Origin of the sequence: Streptomyces vinaceus (assembly GCF_008704935.1) — a bacterium.
GTDB classification, from domain to species: Bacteria; Actinomycetota; Actinomycetes; order Streptomycetales; family Streptomycetaceae; genus Streptomyces; species Streptomyces vinaceus.
The window spans coordinates 6526662-6550632 of sequence record NZ_CP023692.1; the positions used below are offsets into that span (position 1 = coordinate 6526662).

The 23971-nt window shown below is 74.8% G+C and carries 19 protein-coding genes; 7 read left to right on the top strand and 12 right to left on the bottom strand.

Features of this window, described 5'->3' with window-relative positions:
- Nucleotides 1-71: 71 nt before the first annotated feature.
- The 3 genes from CP980_RS29450 to CP980_RS29460 are packed head-to-tail and all read right to left on the bottom strand — an operon-like array spanning nt 72 to nt 2945.
- A complete protein-coding gene (locus CP980_RS29450) occupies nt 72-1328 on the bottom strand; it encodes a Tm-1-like ATP-binding domain-containing protein (RefSeq protein ID WP_132758867.1) in 1257 nt (418 codons plus the stop codon).
- 48 nt (nt 1329-1376) lie between these two features.
- Nucleotides 1377-1865, bottom strand: a complete 489-nt coding sequence (locus CP980_RS29455) for an NUDIX hydrolase (RefSeq protein WP_150529454.1) — start codon at nt 1863-1865, stop codon at nt 1377-1379.
- 30 nt (nt 1866-1895) lie between these two features.
- Nucleotides 1896-2945, bottom strand: coding sequence for a cation diffusion facilitator family transporter (locus CP980_RS29460; RefSeq protein ID WP_150529455.1), 1050 nt, complete (start codon nt 2943-2945; stop codon nt 1896-1898).
- 161 nt (nt 2946-3106) lie between these two features.
- Here CP980_RS29460 and CP980_RS29465 point away from each other — a divergent pair, with 161 nt between their 5' ends.
- Genes CP980_RS29465 through CP980_RS29475 form a run of 3 tightly spaced genes read left to right on the top strand, consistent with a single transcriptional unit; the run spans nt 3107 to nt 7152 of the window.
- Nucleotides 3107-5509 (top strand): FHA domain-containing protein, encoded by a 2403-nt coding sequence (locus CP980_RS29465; protein WP_150529456.1) that lies wholly within the window; start codon nt 3107-3109, stop codon nt 5507-5509.
- 6 nt (nt 5510-5515) lie between these two features.
- Nucleotides 5516-6205 carry a hypothetical protein gene (locus CP980_RS29470; RefSeq protein WP_150529457.1) on the top strand — a complete coding sequence of 230 codons (690 nt, stop codon included), beginning with the start codon at nt 5516-5518 and terminating at the stop codon, nt 6203-6205.
- On the top strand, nt 6205-7152 hold the full coding sequence (locus tag CP980_RS29475) for a serine/threonine-protein kinase (protein WP_189998517.1): 948 nt from the start codon (nt 6205-6207) through the stop codon (nt 7150-7152). Before CP980_RS29470 ends, CP980_RS29475 begins: the two co-directional genes overlap by 1 nt.
- Before the next feature lie 9 nt (nt 7153-7161).
- Here the strand turns inward: CP980_RS29475 and CP980_RS29480 are convergent, their stop codons facing one another.
- Nucleotides 7162-8484, bottom strand: coding sequence for a streptophobe family protein (locus CP980_RS29480; protein ID WP_150530400.1), 1323 nt, complete (start codon nt 8482-8484; stop codon nt 7162-7164).
- A 103-nt stretch (nt 8485-8587) separates the two neighbouring features.
- On the opposite strand from CP980_RS29480, the gene CP980_RS29485 reads away from it, so the two are divergent.
- Together CP980_RS29485 and CP980_RS29490 are read left to right on the top strand one after the other, a co-directional pair.
- A complete protein-coding gene (locus CP980_RS29485) occupies nt 8588-9862 on the top strand; it encodes a DUF6777 domain-containing protein (protein WP_373312858.1) in 1275 nt (424 codons plus the stop codon).
- A 49-nt stretch (nt 9863-9911) separates the two neighbouring features.
- Nucleotides 9912-11981: a SpoIIE family protein phosphatase gene (locus CP980_RS29490; RefSeq protein ID WP_132758874.1), complete on the top strand. Its 2070-nt coding sequence runs from the start codon at nt 9912-9914 to the stop codon at nt 11979-11981.
- Between the two features lie 28 nt (nt 11982-12009).
- On the opposite strand, the gene CP980_RS29495 is transcribed toward CP980_RS29490, so the two are convergent.
- The gene (locus CP980_RS29495) at nt 12010-12852 is read right to left on the bottom strand and encodes a DUF4328 domain-containing protein (protein WP_229906986.1); all 843 of its coding nucleotides are present in this window, start codon (nt 12850-12852) and stop codon (nt 12010-12012) included.
- Nucleotides 12853-13234: 382 nt separating this feature from the next.
- Between CP980_RS29495 and CP980_RS29505 the strand changes: the two genes are divergently transcribed.
- Nucleotides 13235-15904: a phosphodiester glycosidase family protein gene (locus CP980_RS29505; protein WP_150529459.1), complete on the top strand. Its 2670-nt coding sequence runs from the start codon at nt 13235-13237 to the stop codon at nt 15902-15904.
- 24 nt (nt 15905-15928) lie between these two features.
- Here CP980_RS29505 and CP980_RS29510 read toward each other — a convergent pair whose 3' ends face one another.
- The 3 genes from CP980_RS29510 to CP980_RS29520 all read right to left on the bottom strand — a co-directional run bounded on the left by CP980_RS29510 (nt 15929) and on the right by CP980_RS29520 (nt 19367).
- Nucleotides 15929-17896 carry an ABC transporter permease gene (locus CP980_RS29510; protein ID WP_150529460.1) on the bottom strand — a complete coding sequence of 656 codons (1968 nt, stop codon included), beginning with the start codon at nt 17894-17896 and terminating at the stop codon, nt 15929-15931.
- A gap of 137 nt (nt 17897-18033) precedes the next feature.
- Nucleotides 18034-18855: a molybdate ABC transporter substrate-binding protein gene (gene modA, locus CP980_RS29515; protein ID WP_150529461.1), complete on the bottom strand. Its 822-nt coding sequence runs from the start codon at nt 18853-18855 to the stop codon at nt 18034-18036.
- Nucleotides 18856-18971: 116 nt separating this feature from the next.
- The gene (locus CP980_RS29520) at nt 18972-19367 is read right to left on the bottom strand and encodes a TOBE domain-containing protein (protein ID WP_053692665.1); all 396 of its coding nucleotides are present in this window, start codon (nt 19365-19367) and stop codon (nt 18972-18974) included.
- 134 nt (nt 19368-19501) lie between these two features.
- On the opposite strand from CP980_RS29520, the gene CP980_RS29525 reads away from it, so the two are divergent.
- The gene (locus CP980_RS29525; protein WP_099894104.1) at nt 19502-19921 is read left to right on the top strand and encodes an RNA-binding S4 domain-containing protein; all 420 of its coding nucleotides are present in this window, start codon (nt 19502-19504) and stop codon (nt 19919-19921) included.
- Nucleotides 19922-19957: 36 nt separating this feature from the next.
- On the opposite strand, the gene CP980_RS29530 is transcribed toward CP980_RS29525, so the two are convergent.
- The 4 genes from CP980_RS29530 to CP980_RS29545 all read right to left on the bottom strand — a co-directional run bounded on the left by CP980_RS29530 (nt 19958) and on the right by CP980_RS29545 (nt 23934).
- On the bottom strand, nt 19958-20362 hold the full coding sequence (locus CP980_RS29530) for a PTS-dependent dihydroxyacetone kinase phosphotransferase subunit DhaM (RefSeq protein WP_132758879.1): 405 nt from the start codon (nt 20360-20362) through the stop codon (nt 19958-19960).
- Nucleotides 20359-20961, bottom strand: a complete 603-nt coding sequence (dhaL, locus tag CP980_RS29535) for a dihydroxyacetone kinase subunit DhaL (RefSeq protein ID WP_132758880.1) — start codon at nt 20959-20961, stop codon at nt 20359-20361. The genes CP980_RS29530 and dhaL overlap by 4 nt, the downstream gene beginning before the upstream one ends.
- A 31-nt stretch (nt 20962-20992) precedes the next feature.
- A complete protein-coding gene (gene dhaK, locus CP980_RS29540) occupies nt 20993-21997 on the bottom strand; it encodes a dihydroxyacetone kinase subunit DhaK (RefSeq protein ID WP_150529462.1) in 1005 nt (334 codons plus the stop codon).
- A 116-nt stretch (nt 21998-22113) separates the two neighbouring features.
- On the bottom strand, nt 22114-23934 hold the full coding sequence (locus CP980_RS29545; protein WP_150529463.1) for a glycoside hydrolase family 15 protein: 1821 nt from the start codon (nt 23932-23934) through the stop codon (nt 22114-22116).
- Nucleotides 23935-23971: the final 37 nt, after the last annotated feature.

A 23971-nucleotide genomic window follows, 5' to 3' on the forward strand; every position in this document is an offset into this window, starting at 1 on the left:
CCATCGGCGCGGAGCATTTCACAGGGTGGCCGGGGCGGATTCAGGGGGGCTGTACACGGGTCTTCAGGGGGTCACGCCGCTGCCGCCGCCGCGCCGATCATGGCGTGCAGCCGGTCGGCCGCCGCCTTCCCGAAGCCGGGGTCGTTGATGTGGGTGTCGTAGTCGTAGAGCCGGGCGGAACTGCCCCGCAGTCCCTCGCGCAGGGCCGAGAACAGGGCCCGGTCCGCGTCCGGGTCGTGGTAGGTGCCGCCCGGGGCGCCGAGCGTGGACAGTCCGCGGAGCGGGACGCAGACGGCCGTGGGGCCGGTGGCGACGCGGAGTTTGGCGGCGACCCGGCGGCCGAGCTCCGCGCATTCGGCGGGGGTCGTACGGACCACCGTGATCGACGGGTTGTGGACGTGGACCCGGCGGTAGCGGGCCCGTTCGGGCAGGGTCTCCAGCGGGCCGAACTTCACCATGTCCAGCGCGCCCAGGCTCACCACCTGCGGGATCCCGGCCCGCCCGGCGGCGCTGAGCCGGTCGGGGCCGGCGGTGAGGATGCCGCCGCACAGGTCGTCGGCGAGCTCGCTGAGCGTGAGGTCCAGGACGCCCGCGAAGATCCCCTGGCCGGCCAGGGTCTCCAGGGTGCGGCCGCCGGCGCCGCTGACGTGGAAGACCAGCACCTCGTAGCCGAGTTCGGTCAGCCTTTCGCGGGCGGCGTCCACGCCGATCGTGGTGACCCCCGCCATGCTCGCCGCGATCAGCGGGCGGGAGCCGGCGCCGAGGCGGGCCGGGCGGCGCAGCTCCCGGGAGGCCCGTTCGAAGGCCTTGGCCATGCCCGCCGCCGCCTCGACCGCGTTCGCCATGACCGGGGCGGAGATGCTGTTGATCCCCGCGATGTCCACGACGCTGTACATCATCGTGATGTCCGAGGATCCGACGTACGGGGCCACGTCCCCGGACGCCATGGACGAGACCATCAGCTTCGGCACGCCCAGCGGCAGTGCGCGCATCGCCCGGGTGGCGATGGAGGTGCCGCCGCTGCCGCCTATGGCGAGCACCGCGTGCAGCCGGCCTTCGGCGTGCAGGCGTAACAGCGTCGCCTCCGCGCCCTTGGCCATCGCCGTCACGGCCGCGCCCCGGTCGGCGGCCGCGCGCAGTTCCGGCAGCTCCGTCCCCGCCGCCCGGGCGACCGCTTCGCGCGGTACGTCGGCGGGCACCCGGGGTTCGCCCATGATTCCTGTGTCGACCATGATCACTTCGACGCCGGTGCGCAGCAGCCTCTCGCGCAGCCAGCCGTACTCGACACCCTTGGTGTCCAGGGTTCCCACCAGCACGACGTTCGTCATATGTGCAATGTCCACGCAGGTGGGGTTTGTTGGCAAGTCAAGGTCGGGTCAATCCCTCGGTAGCCCCAACAGCCTCTCCAGAAAGGGGATTTGAGAGGGGATCAGTTTGGTTTCGGCCACCTGGGGAGTGAACCAGGCCACCCGGTCCAGCTCGGGGAATTCCTGCGTCCGGCCCGAGTGCGGGGGCCACTCCATCGTGAAGGTCCCCGGAACCATGAGCGCCGGATCGAGGTCCGCCCGTACCGCCCAGATCGTCACCAGCTTGCCGCCCGGGATCCGCACCTCTCCCAGCGGGAGGTACGGGCCCTCCGGCGGCGGCAGGCCGATCTCCTCGGTGAACTCCCGTCGGGCCGCGTCGATCGGGGTCTCGTCCTCCTCGTACTCGCCCTTGGGGATCGCCCAGGACCCGTCGTCCTTGTGCTCCCAGAACGGGCCGCCCATATGGCCGAGGAGGACCTCGATGCCCTCACCGGCCGAGCCGGCGGCCCCGGCGGCCGGGCGGAACAGGAGCAGTCCTGCGCTGCGCTTCTGTGTCATGGGTCCATCCATGCCCCGCGCGCGGGCCGCTCAGTGATCGTGCGGGCCCGTCCGGTGCACCGGGCCGTGCGCGTCGGCGCAGTGCGGGTCGGCCGGGTCCTGTCCCCGGCGCCCGACCGTGAGCAGCACCTCCGGGACGTGGTCCACCTGGAGGGTGGTGTGGGTGATCCCGTACTCCTTCTCCAGCAGCCGCTCCAGGTCGCGGCGGACGGCGTGGCAGTCGCCGGCCGGTTCGACCAGGACGTGGGCGGACAGCGCCGCCTGGCCGGAGGTGATGGTCCAGATGTGCAGGTCGTGCACCTCGGTGACCGGCGGGTGCCCGACGAGCCGGTCGCCGACCGCGTCCGGGTCCATGTGCGCCGGGGCGGCCTCCAGGAAGATCCGGCCGGACTCGCGGACCAGCCCGTAGCCCGCCTTGACCATCAGCACCACGACCACCAGCGTGGCGATCGCGTCGGCCTGGACGAAGCCCGTGGTGAGCACGATCAGACCGGCGACGGCGGTGCCGATGAAGGCGAACAGGTCGTTCAGGATGTGCTGGTAGGCGCCCTCGACGGCGAGCGAGGAGCGGTTCGCCCTGGAGATGCACCAGGCGGCGGCCACGTTCACGACGATGCCCGCGAGCGCCGTCACGAGGACCAGCCCGCCCGCCACGGGCGGCGGGTCGAGCAGCCGCCGGACCGCTTCGTACGCCAGCCAGAGCGCCAGCAGGAGCAGCGTGAGCCCGTTGGCCTGGGCGGAGAGTATCTCCGCCCGCTTGAGGCCGTACGTGAAACCGCCGCGCGCCGGCCGGGCCGCGAGCCGCATCGCGATCAGCGCGAGCACGATCGAGACGGCGTCGGTCAGCATGTGGGCGGCGTCGGAGATCAGGGCCAGCGACTGGGCCACGATGCCGATGACGACCTCGACCGCCATGAACGTGCCGATGAGGCCGAGCGCGATGGCCAGCCACCGGCGGTCGGCATCGGCGGAGACCCCGTGGCTGTGCCCGCCGTGCCCGCCGTGGTCGTGGCCGGCGGCGTGGTCGTGGCCCCCGGCGTGGCCGTGGTCGTCGTCGTGCGCGTGGTCGTGCCCACTCATGGCGTCCCCCGTGTGTTCGGTTCCGACGCGTGAAGTGAAGCGCACCGTGACGCAATGGGCAAAGGCTGCAACGGGGACCGTTGTCATTACCCATAAGACGCCGCTGACCTGCGGTGATGTGGATCGCTGCCGAGTCGGGCGGATCGTGGGAAAATTTGCGCATGGCCCAGCGTCCCGGTGTGCCGACCGCGCCCGAGCTCGTCCTGGAAACCGACGCCGGCACCACTGCGATGGTCCCGGGCCGGACGTACCACGTCGGCCGCGACCCCCTCTGCGAGGTCTGCCTCGACGACGCGCGCGTCTCCTGGCACCACGCGGTCCTGCGCCCCGAAGGCGACCACTGGACCGTGGAGGACGAGGACAGCACCAACGGCACCTGGGCCGACGGACACCGCATCCACGAGTGGAGCGTCGGCGCCGGGAGCGAGCTGCGCTTCGGCAGCGCCGCCGACGGCCCGCGCGCCCTCCTGCTGGGCCCGGCCCCGGTCCCCCCGGTCCCTCCAGCCCCATCGGCCCCGGCCGCCCCCGCCCCCGAGCCCGTCGGAGTCCGTCCGTCCTCCGTGTCCCATCCGTCCCTCACCGGCACCTTCCGCCGGCCCACCACCGTGCGCCCGCTGCCCGCCCGGACCGCCGTGAGCATCGGCCGCGCCCCCGCCAACGATCTCGTCATCGACGACCTCGTCGTCTCCCGCCGCCACGCCGAACTGCGCGCCCTCGCCGACGGCACGTACGAGATCGCCGACCTCGGCAGCCACAACGGCACCTTCCTCAACGGCGTCCGCACCGACCGCGCCCCCGTCACCGAGGGCGACGTCATCGGCATCGGCCACACCGCCCTCGTCCTCGTCGGCGACCAGCTCCAGGAGTACGTGGACACCGGCGAGGTCTCCCTCGACGTCCAGGAGCTCGCCGTCGCCGTCGACCACGGCCGCAAGACCCTCCTCGACCACGTCTCCTTCCCGGTGGGCGCCAAATGCCTGCTGGCCGTCATCGGCCCCAGCGGAGCCGGCAAGTCCACCCTCCTGGGAGCCCTCACCGGGCTGCGCCCCGCCGACCACGGAACCGTCCTCTACGACGGCCGCGACCTCTACCGCGACTACGCCGAACTGCGCAGCCGCATCGGCCTGGTCCCCCAGGACGACATCCTGCACGCCCAGCTCACCGTCCGCCGCGCCCTCACCTACGCCGCCGAACTGCGCTTCCCGCAGGACACCGCCCCGGCCGAACGCCAGGCCCGCGTCGACGAGGTGATCGGCGAACTCGGCCTCGGAGACCGCGCCGACCAGCCCATCCACAGCCTCTCCGGAGGCCAGCGCAAACGCGTCTCCGTCGCCCTGGAGCTGCTCACGAAGCCGTCGCTGCTCTTCCTCGACGAGCCCACCTCCGGACTCGACCCGGGCATGGACCGCTCAGTCATGCACATGCTGCGCGGCCTCGCCGACGACGGCCGCACCGTCATCGTCGTCACCCACAGCGTGCTCAGCCTCGACGTCTGCGACCGGCTGCTGGTCCTCGCCCCGGGCGGGCGCATCGCCTACTTCGGGCCGCCCGAGGAGACCCTCGGGTACTTCGGCTTCGACCAGTGGCCCGAGGCCTTCGAAGCCTTCGAGAACGAACGGGACCGGGACTGGGCGGGGGAGTACCTCGCCTCCCCGCAGCACCGCACGTACGTACGGAACGCGGCGCGCCAGCCCCGGCAGGAGGGGGACCGGCCCCAGGCGGCCGGTTTCGTCGCCCCGCCGCCCAAGGCCCAGAGCTGGGGCTCCCAGCTCTCCACGCTGATGCGCCGCTACGCCGCCGCGCTCAGCGCGGACCGCACGTTCCTCGCCATCATGATCGCGCTGCCGTTCGTCATGGGCGCCATGGCCCGGGCCCTCGCCGGCAGCGCCCTCACGGCCCAGACCGCGATTAACGCCCTGCTCATCCTGTGCGTGGGCGGCGTGCTGACCGGCGCCGCCAACGCCGTGCGCGAGCTGGTCAAGGAACGCGTCATCTACCAGCGGGAACGGGCCGTCGGGCTGTCCAGGTCCGCCTACCTGATGTCCAAGGTGCTGGTGCTCGGCGCCGTCACCGTGGCCCAGGCCGTCGTGCTGACGCTGGTCGGCCTGTACGGGGTCGACACCAACGCGCCGGGCGGCAAGGGCGTCTTCATGCCGCCCCTCGTCGAAATCACCCTCGCCGTCGCCCTGCTGTCCTTCACCGCGATGATGCTCGGCCTGCTGGTGTCCGCCCTGGTCCGCAAGGAGGAGGTCACCATGCCGCTGCTGGTCCTCCTCGCCATCGTCCAGGTGGTCTTCTGCGGGGCCCTGCTCCAGCTCGACGGCGTGCCGGTGATCGGACAGCTGGCCTGGCTGGTGCCCTCGCGCTGGGCGCTCGGGGCCATGGCGGGCACCATCGACCTCGGCGCGATCGTGCCCGGGGAGATCACCGACGACCCGCTCTTCGCGCACAGCGCCGGGGTGTGGCTGCTGGACATGGGGATGCTGGTCGCCCTGTCCGTCCTGTTCGGGGTGGTGGTCCTGCGGCTGCTGCGCCGCCACGAGCCCGCGATCATGCGGAAGTAGCCGCCGATGACCACCGCCGCCGGTCCCGCCGACTTCCACCCCACCCACGTGGTCCCCCGGGAGGGGCTGCCCGCCTGGGAGGAGCCCGACGTCTCCCGGCCGACCGCGGCCCTGGACCCCTTCCTGCCCGTACGGCTGCTGTCCCGGCGCGGGGAGTGGGGGGAGATCCTGTGCGCCAACGGCTGGTCCGCCTGGGTGGACGGGCGCCTGCTGGTCCCCGTACCCGAGCCGCCGCCGGCCGGCGGGCGGCCGGCGGCGCGCGCCGAGGACCCGCTGCCACTGCTCGCGCGCACCGCCGAGGCACTGGAGCGCTACCGGCGGGCCGCCGGGGAACTGGCCCCGGGGCGCACCGAAGCCGAGGCCTTCCGGGCGGCGACGCGCGGACTGCGGGCCGGCATCGTGATCGAGGGGGAGTCCGTCTGGCTGTACGAGGAGGCCTCCGGGCGGTGGATGTACGGGGACGGCACCGGCCTCGTGACGTACGCGGTCGACGACGGCCCCGGGGCCCCGGCGCAGCCGCAGCGGTCCGAGCCGGAGCCGTCCGAGCCGCAGCGGTCCAAGCCGGAGCCGTCCGACCCCGAGCGGTCCGAGCCGGAGCCCGCGGAGTCCGGGCCGGCCGGGTCCGACCGGGCGGCGCCGGCGGCCGGGCACGAGCCCACGCGGATCGTGACCCCGCCCGAGGGCGGAGGAGGGTGATGGCCGCCGAGCCCCTGGGCGGCCGCCCCTCGGACCTGCGCGGCAAGCGGATCGCCGGATACCTGGTGGAGAGCGAGATCGGCCGCGGCGGCATGGCGGTCGTCTACCTCGCCCGGGACCTGCGGCTGGACCGGCCGGTCGCCCTCAAGCTGCTGGCCCCCGAACTCGCCCGCAACGACGTCTTCCGCCGGCGCTTCGCCCACGAGTCCAAGGTCGCCGCGGCCATCGACCACCCGCACATCGTGCCGGTCTTCGAGGCGGGCGAGACCGAGGGACTGCTGTACATCGCGATGCGCTACGTCCCCGGGCAGGACCTGCGCGCCCTGCTGGACCGCACCGGGCCGCTGCCGGTGGAGACGGCCGCCCGGATCGCCGGCCAGGTGGCCTCGGCGCTGGACGCGGCGCACGCCCACGACCTGGTGCACCGGGACGTGAAACCGGGGAACATCCTGGTCGCGGAGGGCACCGACAGCGAGCACCCCGAGCACGTGTACCTGACGGACTTCGGTCTGACGAAGAAGTCGCTCTCGCTGACCGGGTTCACGAGCGTCGGGCAGTTCGTCGGCACCCTGGACTACGTGGCGCCCGAGCAGATCTCCGGCAAGCCGGTCGACGGCCGGTGCGACGTGTACAGCCTCGGCTGCGTCGTCCACGAGACGCTGACCGGGAGCCCGCCCTTCCGGCGGGAGGACGACATGGCGTTGCTCTGGGCCCACCAGTTCGATCCGCCGCCCCCGGTGAGTTCGCTGCGGCCCGGTCTGCCGGCGGCGGTCGACGAGGTGCTGGCGAAGGCGCTCGCCAAATCCCCGGACGACCGGTGGAACAGCTGCCTGGAGTTCACCGGGGCGCTGCGCCGCGCGGGTGCGCGGGCGGCCCCGCCGCCGGGCGCGCCGCCCCCGCCGCCGCGCTGGGCCCTGCCGGTGTTCCGGGACGAGGACCCCGGCTGAAACCCCCGGTCAGCCTCCCGCTGCGGCGGGCGGGTCGGGCGGCTCGGGCCGCTGCTCGACGAGGCCTCGGCGGTGCACGGGCCGGGCCGCCAGCGCGCCGAGGAAGCCCGCGAGGGCGCCCCACAGCAGGGCGAGGCCCACGTTCCGCCACAGCACCGGGCGCAGTTCCGCACGGCCGCCGAGCCCGCCGGCGTCCCCGATGCCCAGCAGCGACAGGCCGAACCGGGCCTGGACACCGGCCAGCAGGCACACCGTCAGGGTGGCGAGGGCGAGGGCCACGCCCAGGTGGAGCGCGTGCTGCCAGGCGCGGACGCCGGCCGGGGAGCGTACGGCGGCCAGGAAGCCCGTACCGAGCAGCGCCACGGCGGCCACGGCCACCAGCCACCAGGCGCGGGAGTCATGCTCGGCGAGCGAGGCCACGTCGACCCGTGACAGATCGGGACCGCGCAGCACCTCGTCCAGCAGCCGGGGCACCGGCAGCCCGAACGGCCCCTCGGCCTTTCCCTCCCAGGCTCCGCCGAACCCCAGGGTGAGCGCGGGCCAGGCCAGGTTCGGCAGGCCCAGCAGGATCACCGCGAAGGTCCGGTCCGCGTGCCCCTGGGTGGCGGCCACCACCAGAGCGACGCCGATGCCGAGGACCACGTACGCGAGGAGCAGTGCGACGGTGGCGAAGGCGGCGGGACGCACCGCGGTGTGGAAGCGGACCAGCCCGGCCGGGAGCGGGGCGCGGCGCGAGACCAGCAGGGCGATCAGCAACAGGCCCAGGATCCACAGCAGTCCGAAGCCGAGGGTCGCGGGCAGGGCGGCCCGGAAACCCACCGTGGGGGAGGCGTCGAGGAGTTCCCCGAGATCGGCGACGGGCGAGTCGCCCGGCGCGATCCCGAAGGTCTGCCGGGCCAGGAGCGCGGCGCCGGTGAGGGCGAGCAGCCACAGCAGGACCAGCGGAGCGGCGCGGGCGAGGAGTTCCCCCGGCCGGGCCACCGCCCGGTTGTGCAGGGGGCGCAGGAACAGGGCGCCGGCCGTGAGGGCCCCGGCGAGGCTCACCGAGAGCGGCAGTACGGACAGGCTCGCGTCCGCCTCCGCCAGGAAGCCGGCCCCGCCCGTCACCTCGACCGTTCCGCCGGCCGCCATCACGACGACCGCCGCGAGCACCCGCGGGAACGCCCCGCCGGGCAGACCGGTCGCGCCCGCGCACGCCAGACCCGCCGCCGCGACGGCGGCCATCACCGCGAAACCCGCCACGACGGCCACGAGGGCGTCCCGCCAAGGCCGCGCGGAGCCCCGGGCCGCCGGACGCGGTGATGCCGGACGGGAGGACGACGGACCGCTCACGCTCACGCCGCAACCGTAGGCACGCTCGGCTTGCGGCCACCACCGGGACGACGCACACAATGGTCCGCAGGGACCGGAATTCCGCCGCCTGGGAGAAGAGCCCGTGACCACGCAACCTTCCGGCCCCGGCCAGGAGCCGCAGCAGCCCACGCAGTCCGCGAGGCCGCCGGGCCCGCGCCCCACCGGGCCGCCGTCCGGCCCCCTGTCGGGCGGGCGGCAGGGACCGCCGCCGACTCCGCCCGCTCCACCGTCCGGGGGTACGCCACCGGGACCACCGCCCGGGAGGCCCTGGTGGCGGTCCGTACCCCGGGTGGCCACCGCCGCCATCGCGGTGGCCGCGCTCGTCGCCCTGGTCGTCGTGCTGACCCGGCCGGGCGGTTCCCCTTCCGCCCGCGGCGAGGTGTTCCTCCAGCCCGCCTCCGCCACCGGCCCGGACCCCTTCACCGAGTCCACCGCCGCGGGCGAGGCGATGGAGCCGCCGCAGAGCCCGGTTCCGTCACCGCCGAGCGCCACGCCCGGCACCGGTGCCAGCGCCAGTGCCACCGCCACCCGCAGCATCAGCGGTGCGGCGCCCGGCCTCTACGGCGGCACGCAGTCCGTAGCGAGCTGCGACGTCGAGAAGCAGATCCGGGCGCTGTCCGCCCAGCCCGCCAAGAACGGCGCCTTCGCCTCGGCACTCGGCATCCCCCCGCGCGCCGTCCCCGGATATCTGCGCTCGCTCACCCCGGTGCAGCTGCGCACGGACACCCGGGTCACCAACCACGGCTACCGCGACGGCAAGGCCACCGCCTACCAGGCGGTGCTCCAGGCCGGCACGGCGGTGCTGATCGACGACCGTGGCGTGCCGCGGGTGCGGTGCGCGTGCGGAAACCCGCTCGGCCCCCCGGTGGCGCTGCCGGCCGATCCCGTGCGGCAGGGGCAGCCGTGGAGCACGTACCAGCCGTCGAAGGTGGTGGTCATCGCCCCGTCGGAGACGGTCGTCCACAAGTTCGTGATCTACGACCACCACGACCACCGCTGGTTCGAGCGCGACCGGGGCGACCACGAGGGCGAGCACGACAAGCCCGTGCCGCCACCGGTGCTCCCGACCGCGCCGGTCACGCCCTCGCACCCCGCCCACGCGAGCTCCTCGGCGCCCGCGTCCGAGCCGCCCCCCTCGCCGTCACCGGCCGGGTCGGCGCCCGCGTCCTCGCCCCCGCCGGCCTCCCCGCCGCCGTCGTCCGGGCCGCCGTCGAAGCCCGCGTCGAAGCCGGTGTCGACGCCCCCGGCCTCGAAGGAGGCGTCGCGGCCCGCTTCCGAGCCGGCGTCCGAGCCCCCGCCCGGAAGCCCGCCGGACTCCGGCACACCGTCCGCCCGCGCCGCCGAGGAGACCCCTTAGGGGGCGTCTTGTGCGGGCACGCGTGCGGGAACGGTGAGACCCTGGCTGCATGGCCGAAAGGGGAGCGAGCCCCGAGGTCGACTGGCCCGCGCAGCCGGACATGAGCCTCGCGCTCAACCGCATGGGCACCTTCGACTGGGACCTCGACAGTGGGCAGATGCATCTGGATCCCACCGCCCTCGAGGTCCTCGACCTGCGCCCCGAGGAGTTCACCGGAACCCCGGCGGGGCTGCGGGCGAGGGTCCCGCCCGGCGAGGAGGCCCGCCTCGACGCCCGGGTGGCCCAGGCGCTCAAGGACGGCCGCAGCCACTACGGGGCGTACGTACGGACGCGCCTGCGCGACGGGACACCCGTCTGGACCCACATCCAGGGCCACGTCCTGCGCGAGGCGAACGGCCGCCCCTACCGCATCATCGGGATCCTGCGCGACGCCGCCCACGACCCCGGCGAGCGCGGTGCGGGCGGGGAGCAGGACGAGGGGCGCCGCCGGATGACCGGGGTCGTCGAGCGGACCGGCGCGATCCTGGCCCACGCCCGCACCGTCAACGACGTGACCGACGTCCTCAAGGACCCCGGAGCCCTCGGGCACCTCGGCGCGGTCAGCGTGATGCTCGGCATCGTCGACGGCGGCCGGATCCACCTCGTCGCGGAGGGGCAGCTCGGCAGTTACGTCCCGGAGATCGAGTACACCCGCATCGACGCGCGGTTCCCGATGAGCGAGGCCGTGCGCAACCTCCAGCCGGTGTTCATCGCCTCGCGCGAGGAGTTCCAGGAGCGCTACCCGCAGCTGTGGCCGTACATCGAGCCGCTGTCCGTGCGCAGCGGCGTCTACCTGCCGCTGATTGCCCAGGGCCGGGCCATCGCCGCGCTCGGGCTGCTGTACCAGCGGGACGGGGACTTCACCGCCGAGGAGCGCAACCTGCTCGTCGCCCTCGGCAGCGGCATCGCCCAGAGCCTCCAGCGGGCCATCCTCTTCGAGCAGGAGCACGATCTCGCGGAGGGCCTGCAGCGGGCGATGCTGCCGCGCCGGATCCCGGAGGTGCCTGGCGCACGGATCGCCGTACGGTACCGGGCCGCCCGGATGGGGCGGGACATCGGCGGGGACTGGTACGACGTGGTCCAGCTCGGCGAGGGACGCGTCGGGGTGATGATCGGCGACGTGGAGGGACACGACACGGACGCCGCGGCCGTCATGGGACAGCTGCGGATCGTCCTTCGGGCGTACGTGTCCGAGGGGCACACCCCCGGCACGGCCATGGCGCGGGCCTCGGCCTTCCTGCGGGAACTGGAGACGGACCGGTTCGCCACCTGTACGTACGCCGAGGTGGACCTGAACACCGGCATGCTCCAGCTGGTCCGCGCCGGCCACCTCGACCCGGTGGTGCGGCGCGGCGACGGAAGCTGCCACCGCGTCCCCGTGGCCGGCGGACTCCCGCTCGGCCTGCCGCCGCGCGACGCAGCGGGCTCCGGCTCCGGCTACCCCGTCACCAGCCTCGAACTGCACCCCGGGGACACCCTGGTGCTGTGTACGGACGGCCTGCTGGAGCGCTCGGACGGTTCCCCCGGGGCAGGGATGCAGGAGCTGATGGAGGCGGTCCACGTCGGGCCGGTGGACGTCGAGGAACTCGCCGACGTCCTGTGCGACCTGGTCGGTGACGCGGGCGCGGGCGACGACATGGCCCTGCTCCTGCTGCGCCGCCGCGGCACTCCCGCCCCGCGCGGCGGCGGCCCGCTGCGCCTGCCGCTCACCCCGGGCGATCCCGACGGCCCGGCGATGGCCCGCCACCTGATCCGGGCGGCGGTGGCGGCGTGGGGCGCGGCGGACCGGGCCGACGAGATCGAACTGGCGGCGGACGAGCTGATGACCAACGCCCTCGTGCACACCGACGGCGGCGGCCACCTCAACGTACGGCTGACCCCGGAGGGCCGCATCCGGATCGAGGTCGAGGACACCAGCAGCGCCCTGCCGCGCCGGCGCGAGGCGGGCGACTGGGCGGTGTCGGGGCGCGGGCTGCTGCTGGTGGACCAACTGGCCGAGGCATGGGGCGTGGAGCCCCGGGGCGGCGGGAAGAGCGTGTGGTGCGAGTTCGCCGTACCGGGGGAGGCGGCGGCGCCGTGAGCCGCGGGGGCCGCCGCCGGGGGGCGGGTCAGAGCGCCGCGTTCGGACCCTGCCCCGCCTTGCGGTTCTGCATGGCCGTCAGCTTGCGGACGAAGAGGACGGCGAGGACGGCCGCGGCGGCCGTCGCCACGCAGCCGACCATCGCCACGGCGGACGCGTCGCGCAGGGCCTCGGGAGTGTCGGCCCGCTTGTACATGTAGCCGGACACGCGGTCGAGCACCAGCGAGGAGACCCAGGTGACCCACCATGCGGTCACGGGTGCGGGGGAGACCGGACGGAACGAGCCGTCCGGTGCGAACTGGGTGCTGGCGGTCCAGGTCTCCTTGGCCGTCCGGTACGGCAGGAACAGGTTGCCGATCGGGATGAACCAGCCGCCGATGGCCCAGCCGCGGGTCTGTGAGAAGGCGTCGGGGCGCATGATCTCGCCGTTCACGCGGACGCGGTGGAACCAGATGATGAAGACGACCGCCGTCGCCGTCAGGACCAGGCTCTGGAGGGCGCCGGCGATCCCGGTGAGGACGTCCGAGCGGTCGAGCGTGCCCTCGGCGACGGCCGCGGGATCGGCGGTCACGCGCTTCATGAGCGAGTAGGCGTACCCGCTGACGGCCGCGGAGAAGAGGTTGACCGCGGCCGCGACCCCGAGGAGCAGGCTGACCGCGAGGGCCAGGCCGCGCGGGGAGCGCAGTACGTCGGCGGGGGGCCACGGAGCGGTGTACGGCATGCCGGGGTACGGGCCGGCGGGGTACCCGGGATACGGCTGGCCGGGGTGGGGCTGGCCGGGGTGGGGCTGAGCCGGGTAGGCCGGGGCCTGGTACGGCTGGTGCGGTATCTGCTGGTGGGGTGCCGACTGCTGAGGCACGGGCACGGGCACGGGCACGGGCTGGGCGGTGGGCGTCGGCTGCTCCGGTGCCGGTGCCGGTGCCGGTGCCGGAGCCGTTGTGGGAGCGGGGGCCTCGGCCGGGGGCTGAGCCGGTTCCGGCGTCGGTGCGGGGGCCTCGGCCGGGGGTTGAGCCGGAGCTGGAGTCGGCGGGCCCTGCGGCTCGTTGAAGGACATGCGGTGTGTACCCCCCACGGGAACATGTGATCACGATGCGGATGCCCGCTGACCTGCGACGAGCACGCTCGAACCTTGCCAGCCCGGTATCCGGCGGCCAAATCCTTATCCGGGGCCGGACGAGGGGCGAATGGCTGAATCCCCGGGGCACGGGCGGATGTGCCCGCCCGGAGCGGGCCGAGTGGCCGATCCTGCTCGGGTGCTGAGCCCGCGTCCGCTGCTGCCCGTCCTGCTCGCCGTCCTCCTCGTCGCCCCCGCCGCCGCCTCCCCCGCGCACGCCGTCGCCGCGGGGTCCGACGGGATCGAGACCGCCCGTACCGGCCGGCAGATCGCCCCGGGGGTGAGGCTGGAGTCCTACGACCGGCTGGAGCGCGACCGCTGGCTGCGGATCGACGAGCTCCTCGTCGACCTGGGCGGGAGCGGCGGGGTCCGCGCCGAGTACCTGGGCGGCCGCGGCCGCGGCCCGGCCACCGTCGCCGAGTCCGCCGCACGCCACTCCGCGGGACCCGGGAGGCGCGTGGTCGCCGCCGTGAACGGCGACTTCTTCGACATCCGGGGTACGGGCGCACCGCTCGGCCCCGGCCTGGGCGGCGGGCGGCTGCTGCATTCGGCGGGCCCCGGGCCGGCGGCGGCCCCGGCCGTCGGATTCGGCGCGGACGGCGCCGGCCGGGTCCTGCGCATCGCGCTCGACGGGAGCGTCACCCTGCCGGGCGGGGCGGTGCGCCCGCTGACGGGCTACAACGCGGCGCGGCCCGCCGCCGGGGGCCTGTGCGCCTACACCGCCGACTGGCCGGGGACGCGGCTGCCCGCGCTGGGTGCCGCCGTGGAGGTCCGGGGCGGCCGGGTCGCGGCCGCCGCCCCTCCCGTACGGGGCCGCCCGGGGTCGCTGCGCCGGGAGCGTCCGGAGCCCGGTACGACCCTGCTGGCGGCGGCCGCGGGGGACAGCGCCGCCGCTGCCGAACTCGCCGCCCTGCGGCTCGGGGACGCCGTGGCCGTCGCCGCCCGGGCCCTCGCGGGCGGCGGCCCGGTCCCGGTCGCGGCCGTCGGCGGCCGCGAGGCCCTCGTCGTGGCCGGAGTCCCGCAGGACCACGACGGCGAACCGAACAACACCGCCGCCCCGCGCACCGCCGTCGGGTTCTCGCGGGACGGGCGACGGCTGCGGATCCTCGTCGTGGACGGCCGCCAGCGGGACAGCGGCGGGCTCACCCTGACCGCGCTGGGCGCGATGATGCACCGGCTGGGCTCGTACGAGGCCCTCAACCTCGACGGCGGCGGCTCCACGACCCTGCTCGCCGGGCTGAGCGGGGCGAGCGTCCTCGCGCTGGAGAACTCCCCTTCGGACGGACCGCTGCGGCCCGTGGCGAACGGGATCGCCCTCACCGCCCCGGCGGGCTCCGGCCGGATCGCCGGGTTCCGGGTCGAGCCCGTCGGCGGCACCGCCGAGGAGTTCACCCGGGTCTTCCCCGGGCTCGGCCGGACCCTCACGGCCACCGGGTACGACGCGCTGCTGGGCCCGGCCCCGGGCGCGCCGGTGTGGTCCGCGCAGGGGGCGGGCACGGTCGGTCCGGGCGGGGTGTTCCGCGCCCTGCGCCCCGGCCGTGCGATGGCGCACGCTCGGCGCGCGACGGCGCACGGAGCGCTCCTGCTCACGGTGCTCGGCCCGCTGACCCGGATCCGGCCCACCCGGTCCCGGATCGGGCTCGCGCAGCAGGGGGAGAAGACGGGGTTCCGGCTGACGGGCTATGACGCGCAGGGCGCGGCGGCTGTCGTGGAACCCCGGGACGTGGCCCTGGAGTTCGACCGGTCCCGATGGAGCGTCACCGACGACGGCCTGGGCGGCTTCACCGTCACCGCCCTCGTCCCCCAGGCCACCGGCCACCTGCGCGCCGCGGTCGGGGCCGCCACCGTCGAGATCCCCCTCGGCGTCGGGCTGGTGACGCTGCCCGTCTCCGATCTGGCCGACGCCGGGGAGTGGACCGGACCGGGTGCCTCCGTGACCGAGGGGCATCCGGGGGCGGGGCTCGCTCTGGAGCTGCCCCGGGCCGGGGCGCAGGGCGGGGCCGCGCCGCCGAGGCCGGTGCCGGTGCCGGAACTGGCCCGGGCGCTCACGCTCTGGGTGGACGGCGACGGCTCGGGGGCCCGGCCCACCGTCGAGCTGGCCGACGCCGACGGGGCCGCCGTCAAGGTGCCGGGGCCCGCAGTGGACTGGACCGGCTGGCGGGAGGTCGCCTTCCCCCTCCCGGCCACCGCGCAGCCGCCGCTCGCCGTCACCCGGTTCTCGGCGGTCGGGGGGACCGGGCCCGGGCGGCTCGGCCTCGACACGCTCGGCGCCCGGACCCCGCCCACCGGACCCGCCGCCGTGCCCGTGGTCCGGGATCCGATCGTGACGACCGAGGCCGGGGTGCGGGCGCGGCCCTGGCGGTTCGCCGTCGGCGCCGACGCCCCGGGCGCCGACTTCCTGCTGACCGGCGCGGGCCGGCCGGGGTTCGTGCACCGCGGCGTGCGGTTCCTGTCGCTGGACACCGCCGAGCCCACCGTGGCGGGAGGCGGACTGTCCCGGATCCGGGCCCTGCGCGAGGCCCTGGCGGCCGCCGCCCGGGAGCCGGCGACGGGCGCGCTGGCCGTCGTACGGACGTACGCGCCCGCCGCGGTGGACCGCAAGGAATCGGCCCTGACGGACCGTCTGCTCGCCGAGTTCCGCCGGACCACCGGCAAACGCGCCGCCGTCCTCACCCTCGCCGCCCCGGAGTTCGCGGCCGCCCGCTCGGAGGGCGTCCTGTCGGTCGCGGCCCCCCGCACCGGCCGCACCGTGGTGGGAGTCGACGCCTTCGCCCGGGGAGACTGGCTCGCGGTCCGGCACACCCCCTGATCCGTCCTGATCCGAAAGGCCGGCCTAGAGCTCGACGAGCGTGACCTCGGTCGCCTTCACGCTGGTCCACACCTTCGAGCCGTCGACCAGGCCCAGTTCGGCCGCCGCCTCCGGGGTGATCTCCGCGACCAGGTCGGGCGCTTCGGCCGAGCCGACGAGCACGCGCAGCCGGCTGCCGACCGCGGTGATCTCCCGTACGGAGCCCTGCCAGACGTTGCGCGGACTGCCGGCCGGGCGGTCGCGGTGTACGGACACCGCCTCCGGGCCGATGATCGCCAGCGCCCGGGACCCCTCGGGCAGGGTCTCCGCCGTCACCAGACGCCCTCCGGAGGGGAGCGCGAAGCCGTCGGCCGACGCGGTGCCGGGCCAGGCGTTGCGGCCGAGCATCCGTGCCACCCAGGGGGAGCGGGGATGGCGGGTGACCTCGGCCGGCGGGGCGTCCTGGAGGGTGCGCCCGTCGGCGAGTACGAGGACCCGGTCGGCGAGCGAGACCGCCTCGACCGGGTCGTGCGTGACGATCAGGCAGACCCCGCCGAAGCCGGCCAGGTGGGTGCGCAGGGTGTGCCGGACCCGGGCCCGCGTGGTCTGGTCGAGGGCCGCGAGCGGTTCGTCGAGCAGCAGCAGGCGGGGCCGCGCGGCCAGCGCGCGGGCCAGCGCCACCCGCTGGGCCTGGCCGCCGGACAGCTGCGCGGGCCTGCGGGCGGCGAGGTGGCCGACGCCGAGCCGGTCCAGCCACAGCTGCGCCTCGCGGCGGGCCTCGGCGCGCGGCACCCGGCGGGCGCGCAGCCCGTACGCGGTGTTGGCCAGCGCGCTCAGGTGCGGGAACAGGGCGCCGTCCTGCGGGACCCAAGCCACCTGTCGCTTGTGCGGGGGCAGCGCGGTGACGTCGGCGTCGCCGAGCCGGAGTTCGGCGTGGGCGCGCGGAGTCAGCCCGAGCAGGGCGCGCAGCAGCGTGGTCTTGCCGGCGCCGTTCTCGCCGACGACGGCGATGGTGGTGCCGGGACCGGCGTCCAGGGTGAGCTCGTTGAAACCGGTGACGGTGGCGTGCAGCGGCCAGTGGCCGGTGTCCTGGGGGGCGGCCGGGACCTCGGCCGCCGGCAGCGGGGCGCCCGGTGCCCGCTCGGCCTCGGCGGCCGCGGCCTCCGCCCCGTCCGTCGCCGTCGCCGGGGCACCGGCGGACCGCGCGGCGACCGGGGTGCCCGTCCAGCGGCCGCGCAGGGCGATCAGTACGGCCATGGCGATCACGAGCAGCAGCAGCGAGACCGAGGTGGCGGCCTCCGGCTCGTCCTGGAGCAGCAGGTACACCTGGAGCGGCAGGGTCTGGGTGGTGCCGGGCAGGTTGCCCGCGAAGGTGATGGTGGCGCCGAACTCGCCGAGCGCGCGGGCCCAGGTCAGCGCGGCGCCCGCGATCAGGCCGGGCGCCACCATCGGCAGGGTCACGGTGAAGAACACCCGGACCGGCGAGGCGCCGAGGGAGGCGGCGGTCTCCTCGTAGCTCTGCTTGAGGCCGCCGAGCGCGCCCTCCAGGCTGATGACGAGGAAGGGCATCGCGACGAAGGTGGCCGCGACGACGGCCCCTGACGTGTGGAACGGCAGCGTGATCCCGAACGTGCCCTCCAGCCAGGGCCCGAGCAGTCCGCGCCGGCCGAAACCCAGCAGCAGCGCCACACCGCCGACGGTCGGCGGCAGCACCATCGGCAGCAGCACCAGCGAGCGGACGAACGCCTTCCCCTTGAACGGGACCCGGGCCAGCAGCCAGGCCAGCGGCACGCCGAGGAGCAGCGAGAGGCCCAGCGCCCACAGGGACACGAAGAGCGACAGGCGCAGCGCCTGCACCACGCCCGGGCTGCTGAGGTGCGCGCCGACCTCGCCCCACGCGGTGCGGCTGAGGATGCCGATGAGGGGGAGCAGCAGGAAGGCGACGGCGAGCAGCGCGGGCAGCGCCAGGGTCACGGGGGGCCGGGTGCGGGTGCGGGCGAGGTGTCTGCTCATGTGGGTTCCTGGCTGAAGCGTAGGGGGAAGGCGGGTACCCGCGGCGTTCGGCGCGGGCCGGGCGGGACACGGCGAAAGGGACCGCCTGTCCCCCCGGACCAGGCAGTCCCTCTCGATCCCCGCGGTCGCGGCGGCGGTTACGCCTTCTGGAAGCCCGCGTCCTGGAGGATCTTCTGCGCCTCGGGGGTGCTCAGCCAGGCCACGAACGCGGCGGCGGCCTCGGCGTTCTTGGACGACTTGAGGGTGGCGGCCGGGTAGGAGGCCACGGCGTTCTCGGCGTCCGGGATGTCCACGACGGAGACCTTGTCACCGGACTTGATGGTGTCGGTCTTGTAGACGAGGCCGGCGTCGGCCTCGCCGAGCTCGACCTTGCTCAGCACGGCGCGCACGTTGGCCTCCTGGGAGACCGGCTTCACCTCGATCTTCTGGGCGTCGAGGATCTGCTTGCTGTAGCGGCCGACCGGGACCTCGGGCGCGGCGAGCACGACCTTGATCTTGGTGTCGGCCAGGTCCTTCAGCTCGTCGACCTTGAACGGGTTGCCCTTGCCGGCGGCGATGACCAGGCGGTTCTTGGCGATGATCGCGGGGTCGTCGGTCTCGGCCTTCAGACCGTCCATGGTCTTGGTGTCGGCGGTGACCAGCGCGTCGGCCGGGGCGCCCTGCTTGACCTGGGCGGCGAGCTCCTGGGAGCCGGCGAAGGAGAAGGTGACCTTCGTGCCGGGATGCGCCTTCTCGTACGCGGCACCCGCGGTCTTGAAGACGTCGGTGAGCGAGGACGCGGCGAGGACGGTGAGGTTCGCGGCCTTCGGCTCGGCGGAGGTGGAGGCGCCGGCCGAGGGGGACGCCGCGGCGCCCGTGTCCTTCTTGTCGCTGCTGCCGCAGGCGGCCAGCGCGGGTACGAGGAGGGCGGCGGTGAGCGCGGCGGCGAAGGCGCTGCGGCGGTTCAGGATCGGGGACATGAGCTGGTGCTCCTCGGTCGGGTCGGCGGCCGGCCGGGTGCCGGTTCCGCGCGGTGGTGACCCGCGCCGGTGACGGGCGGAGCGGGTGGGAACGTACGTGTGCTGGTGCCGGAGGCTCAGGTGCGGTCGATGTGCACGCTGGTCGACTTCACGCGGGCGGTGGCCTGCATGCCGACCTCCAGTCCGAGCTCCTCGACGGCCTCACGGGTGAGCAGGGAGACCAGGCGGTGGGGACCTGCCTGGATCTCGACCTGGGCGGCCACGTCTCCGAGCTTGACGGCGGTGACGATGCCGGGGAACGCGTTGCGCGCCGAGGTGTAGGGCTCCTCGTCCTCGGCGTGGGCACCTTGTCCCACGGCCACGGAGAACGCGGCCAGGTCGCGGCCGTCGATCAGTCGCCGTCCGGCGTCGTCGCGATGGGTCGCGACACGTCCGGCGTCGGCCCAGCGGCGGGCGGTGTCCGGGCTGACGCCCAGCAGGCGCGCCGCCTGTCCGATGGTGTAGGACTGCATGTGCGACAAGGTAGGGGCACGTGTCCCGCATTTGCAATTCCCTTGGGTGGATACACATGGCAGATGCCATGGCCCTTGGTGATTCCGCCCATACGTGTTCCGCTCGGGGCGGCCCGGCTGGCTAGAGTTCCGGCATGGCTGATGAAGCAACGGGAACGGGCGCGGGAACCGCGGGGGCCACGGGATCCGCCCGGGTGGACGCCTGGATCTGGTCGGTCCGTCTGACGAAGACCCGCTCGGTGGCGGCGACCGCCTGCCGGGCGGGGCACGTGAAGGTGAACGGCGAGCGCGCGAAGCCGGCACAGGTGGTGCGGGCGGGGGACGAGGTACGGCTGTTCCACGCGGGGCGCGAGCGCATCGTCGTGGTCAAGCGGCCGGTGACCAAGCGGGTGGGTGCGCCCGTGGCCGCCGAGTGCTTCGTCGACAACAGCCCGCCGGCGCCGACGCGCATCGAGGCGGAGGTGGTCGGCGTCCGCGACCGCGGTACGGGCCGTCCGACCAAGCGCGACCGCCGCGAGATCGAATCCCTGCGCGGCGGCGGCCGCGGCCGCTGACGGGACGGGGCCCCGGGCCCGGCCCCCGCCCGGGGGTCAGGTCTTGCGGTACGTGTACGCCTCCTCGGCCGCCGCCGCCACCGCGTCCAGGGGGGCGCCCGCGGAGGCCGCCACCACCGCGGCCACCGCTCCCTCCAGGAAGGGCGCGTCCAGCAGCCGGGCGTCCGGCGGGAGTTCGTCCTCCACCAGCAGCGCCTTGATCGTCAGCACCGCACTGCCCAGGTCCGCGAGCAGCGCGACCCCCGCGCCGGCGTCCACCTCGCGCGCAGCCGCCGCGATGCGGTCCGCGTCCGTGCCCAGGCCGCCGTCCGGGGTGCCGCCCGCGGCGGCCACCGCGGCGACCGGGCCGCCCGCCGCCAGGCCGCGCGCCAGCTCCGCGACGGACTCCGCGACCCGCGCGCTGTGCGACACCAGCACGATCCCGACCACCGGCCCGCTCACGATGCCTCCGCCACGTCCGCGAGCGCGCCGAGCAGCAGGGCCGCCGAGGTCGCCCCCGGGTCCTGGTGCCCGATGCTGCGCTCACCGAGGTAGCTCGCCCGCCCCTTGCGGGCCAGCATGGGGACCGTCGCCCGCGCCCCGTTCTCCGCCGCGTCCGCCGCCGCCCGGTACGAGGTGCCGAGCTCCGCCACCGCCGGGACCAGCGCGTCCAGCATCGTCTTGTCCCCCGGCGCCGCCCCGCCGAGCTGGGCCACCGCGCCCACCCCGGCGTACAGGGCCTTGCGCAGCGCGTCGTCGGAGACCTCGGCGGCCTCGCCGAGCTCCTTGCCCGTGCGGCGCAGGAGCGTCCCGTACAGCGGGCCCGAGGCCCCGCCGACCGTCGAGATCAGGGTCCGCCCGGCCAGGGTCAGCACCGCCCCGGGGCTCGCGGCGGAGTCCGCCTCCAGGGCCGCCCGTACCGCCGTGAACCCGCGCAGCAGATTGCTGCCGTGATCGGCGTCCCCGATGGGGGAGTCGAGCTCGGTCAGCCGGTCCGCCTCGCGTTCCACCGCCGCCGCGGCCACCGTCATCCAACGCCGGAAGAATTGCGCGTCACGCACGGGAAGGCTCCTCTCCGTCTCGGGCATCCTCTCAGCACCCCCACCGCAGCGCCGCCGTCCGCACCGGCGCGTCCCACAGCCGCAGCAGCTCCTCGTCCGCGCGGCACAGCGTCACCGAACATCCCGCCATGTCCAGGGACGTGACGTAGTTGCCGACCAGGGTCCGCGCCACCGGCACACCGCGCTCCGCCAGCACCCGCGCCACCTCCGCGTGGAAGCCGTACAGCTCCAGCAGCGGCGTCGCCCCCGTCCCGTTGACGAGCGCCAGCACCGGCCCGTCCGCCGGACCCACCTGCGCCAGGTCCTCCAGCACGGCGCCCACCGCGACCTCCGCGATCTCCCGCGCCGTCATCATGGGCCGCCGCTCCCGGCCCGGCTCGCCGTGGATGCCGACCCCCAGCTCCAGTTCCCCGTCGGGCAGGTCGAAGGTCGGGCTGCCCTTCGCCGGCGTCGTGCACGCGCCGAGCGCCACCCCGAAGCTCCGCGAGGCCGCGTTGACCCGCCGGGCGAGGTCCGCGACCCGCTCCAGCGGGGCGCCCTCCTCGGCGGCCGCGCCGGCGATCTTCTCGACGAACAGGGTCGCCCCGGTGCCGCGCCGCCCGGCCGTGTACAGGCTGTCGGTGACGGCCACGTCGTCGTCGACCAGTACGCGCTCGACCCGCAGGCCGTCCTCCTCGGCGAGTTCGGCGGCCATCTCGAAGTTCAGCACGTCCCCCGTGTAGTTCTTGACGACGAACAGCACCCCCTGCCCGGAGTCCACGGCCGCCGCCGCCCGCAGCACCTGGTCGGGCACGGGCGAGGTGAACACCTCCCCCGGGCACGCCGCCGACAGCATCCCGTACCCCACGAACCCGGCGTGCAGCGGTTCGTGCCCCGACCCGCCCCCGGACACCAGCCCGACCCGGCCCCCGTCCCGCGCGTTCCGCCGTACGACGACCCGCCGCTCGACGTCGACGTCCAGCTCGGGATGGGCGGCCGCCATCCCGCGCAGCGCGTCGGCGACGACGGTCCCGGGACTGTTGAGCAGCATCCGCATGCGTGTCTCCTGATCGGTCGACCGGTGAGCCCGCGGGCCGGGGCCCCGGTGGCGACGGTAGAGCAGCCCGGTCCCCCGGGGCCAGGCCGCCGCGCACGGCGGGGCGGGACGCGGGTTCAGCGCCGGACGGCGTCGAGCGCGTCGTTGAGGGTGGTCGCGGCCATGATGAGCGAGAGGTGGGTGAAGGCCTGCGGGAAGTTTCCGAGTTGCTCGCCGCTGGGGCCGATCTCCTCGGCGAACAGACCGACGTGGTTGGCGTACGTGTGCATCTTCTCGAAGGTGTAGCGGGCCTGCGGCAGCCGTCCGGCACGGGTGAGGGCGTCGACGTAGAGGAACGTGCAGAGGCTGAACGTCCCTTCCGAGCCGCGCAGTCCGTCGGGAGAGGCCGCCGGATCGTACCGGTAGACGAGGCTGTCGGACACCAGGACGCGGTCCATGGCGTCGAGGGTGGACAGCCAGCTGGCGCTCCTCGGCGCGAGGAACCCGACCCGGGGGATCAGCAGGAGCGAGGCGTCCAGGACGTGGCTGCCGTAGTGCTGGACCAAGGACTGCTCCTTCTCGCTCCAGCCGCGTTCCATGACCTGTTCGAGGATGTCGTCACGGGCCTTCGTCCACAGGGCGGTGTCGGCCGGCCGGCTGAAATCGGTGGCGAGCTTGAGGCCGCGGTCGAACGCCGCCCAGCACATCACACGGCTGTAGGTGAAGTCCTGCCGGCCGCCGCGGGTCTCCCAGATTCCCTCGTCGGGCCGGTCCCAGGAATCGGCGAGCCAGTCCAGGGTCCGGGCGAGGGCCTTCCAGCCGTGGTAGTCGGCCTGCACGGCGACCGCGTGGCCCTCGGACAGGGCGTACAGCGCCTCGCCGTAGATGTCGAGCTGCAACTGGTCCATGGCCGCGTTGCCGGCGCGCACGGGGTACGAACCCCGGTAGCCCTCGAAGTGCTCCAGGACCTCCTCCGTCAGGTGCGGGTCACCGTCGACGCGGTACATGATCTGCAGGGGCTCCCCGTCCGGACCCTCGTGGGCGCGCAGACGGTCGCCGAGCCAGTGGGTGAAGCGGGCCGCCTCCTCCGCGAATCCGAGGTCGAGCAGGGCCCGTACCGACAGGGATCCGTCCCGCACCCAGGTGTAGCGGTAGTCCCAGTTGCGCTCGCCGCCGACCTGCTCGGGAAGACCCATGGTGGCGGCGGCGACCGGGGCACCGGAGGGGGCGTAGGTGAGCAGCTTGAGGGTGATGGCCGAGCGGTACACCATCTCCGCCCAGCGGCCGTGGTAGTGCGAGGTGCGCACCCACGTCTGCCAGTAGTCGACCTGTTCCCACAGTTCCTCGGTGATCCTGTCGCGCTCCGGCTGTGGTGGCGGCGTCGCGCTTCCCTCCCTGTCGGTGGTGAACACCGCCGCCTCCGCCTGGCCCGTGGTGAGCGTGATCGAGGCGCGGACGTCCTGGCCGTCCCGTTCGAGCGGGAAGGTGGCCTGGAGGAACGCGGTCGCCCCGGGCGCCCGGAAGGTCGCCCGGCCTTCCGTCAGGTCGAGTTGGTGCGGTGTCCGCGCGTAGTCGAAGCGGGGGCGGCATTCGAGGGAGAAGCGCACGGTGCCGCGTACCGCGCGGATCACCCGGACCAGGGTGTGCCGGTCGGACGCCGTGAGACCCCGGTGGACCGGCATGTAGTCGACGGTCTCGCCCACGCCGTCGGGGGACATGAAGCGGGTCACCACGACCGCGGTGTCCGGGTAGTAGAGCTGTTTCCACGTCCCTTCTTCCTGTTCCGGCGCGAGCAGGAAGTGCCCGCCCCCGTCGTGGTCGAGCAGGGAGGCGAAGATGCTGGGGGAGTCGAATCGCGGGGCCGCGAACCAGTCGATCACCCCCCTCGACGACACCAGGGCCGCGGTCTGCAGGTCCCCCACGAGTCCGTGGTCGGCGATGGGCGGGTAGCGGTCCATGGTTCTCCTCCTCGGGACGCCTCAGCGGTGTTCGGCC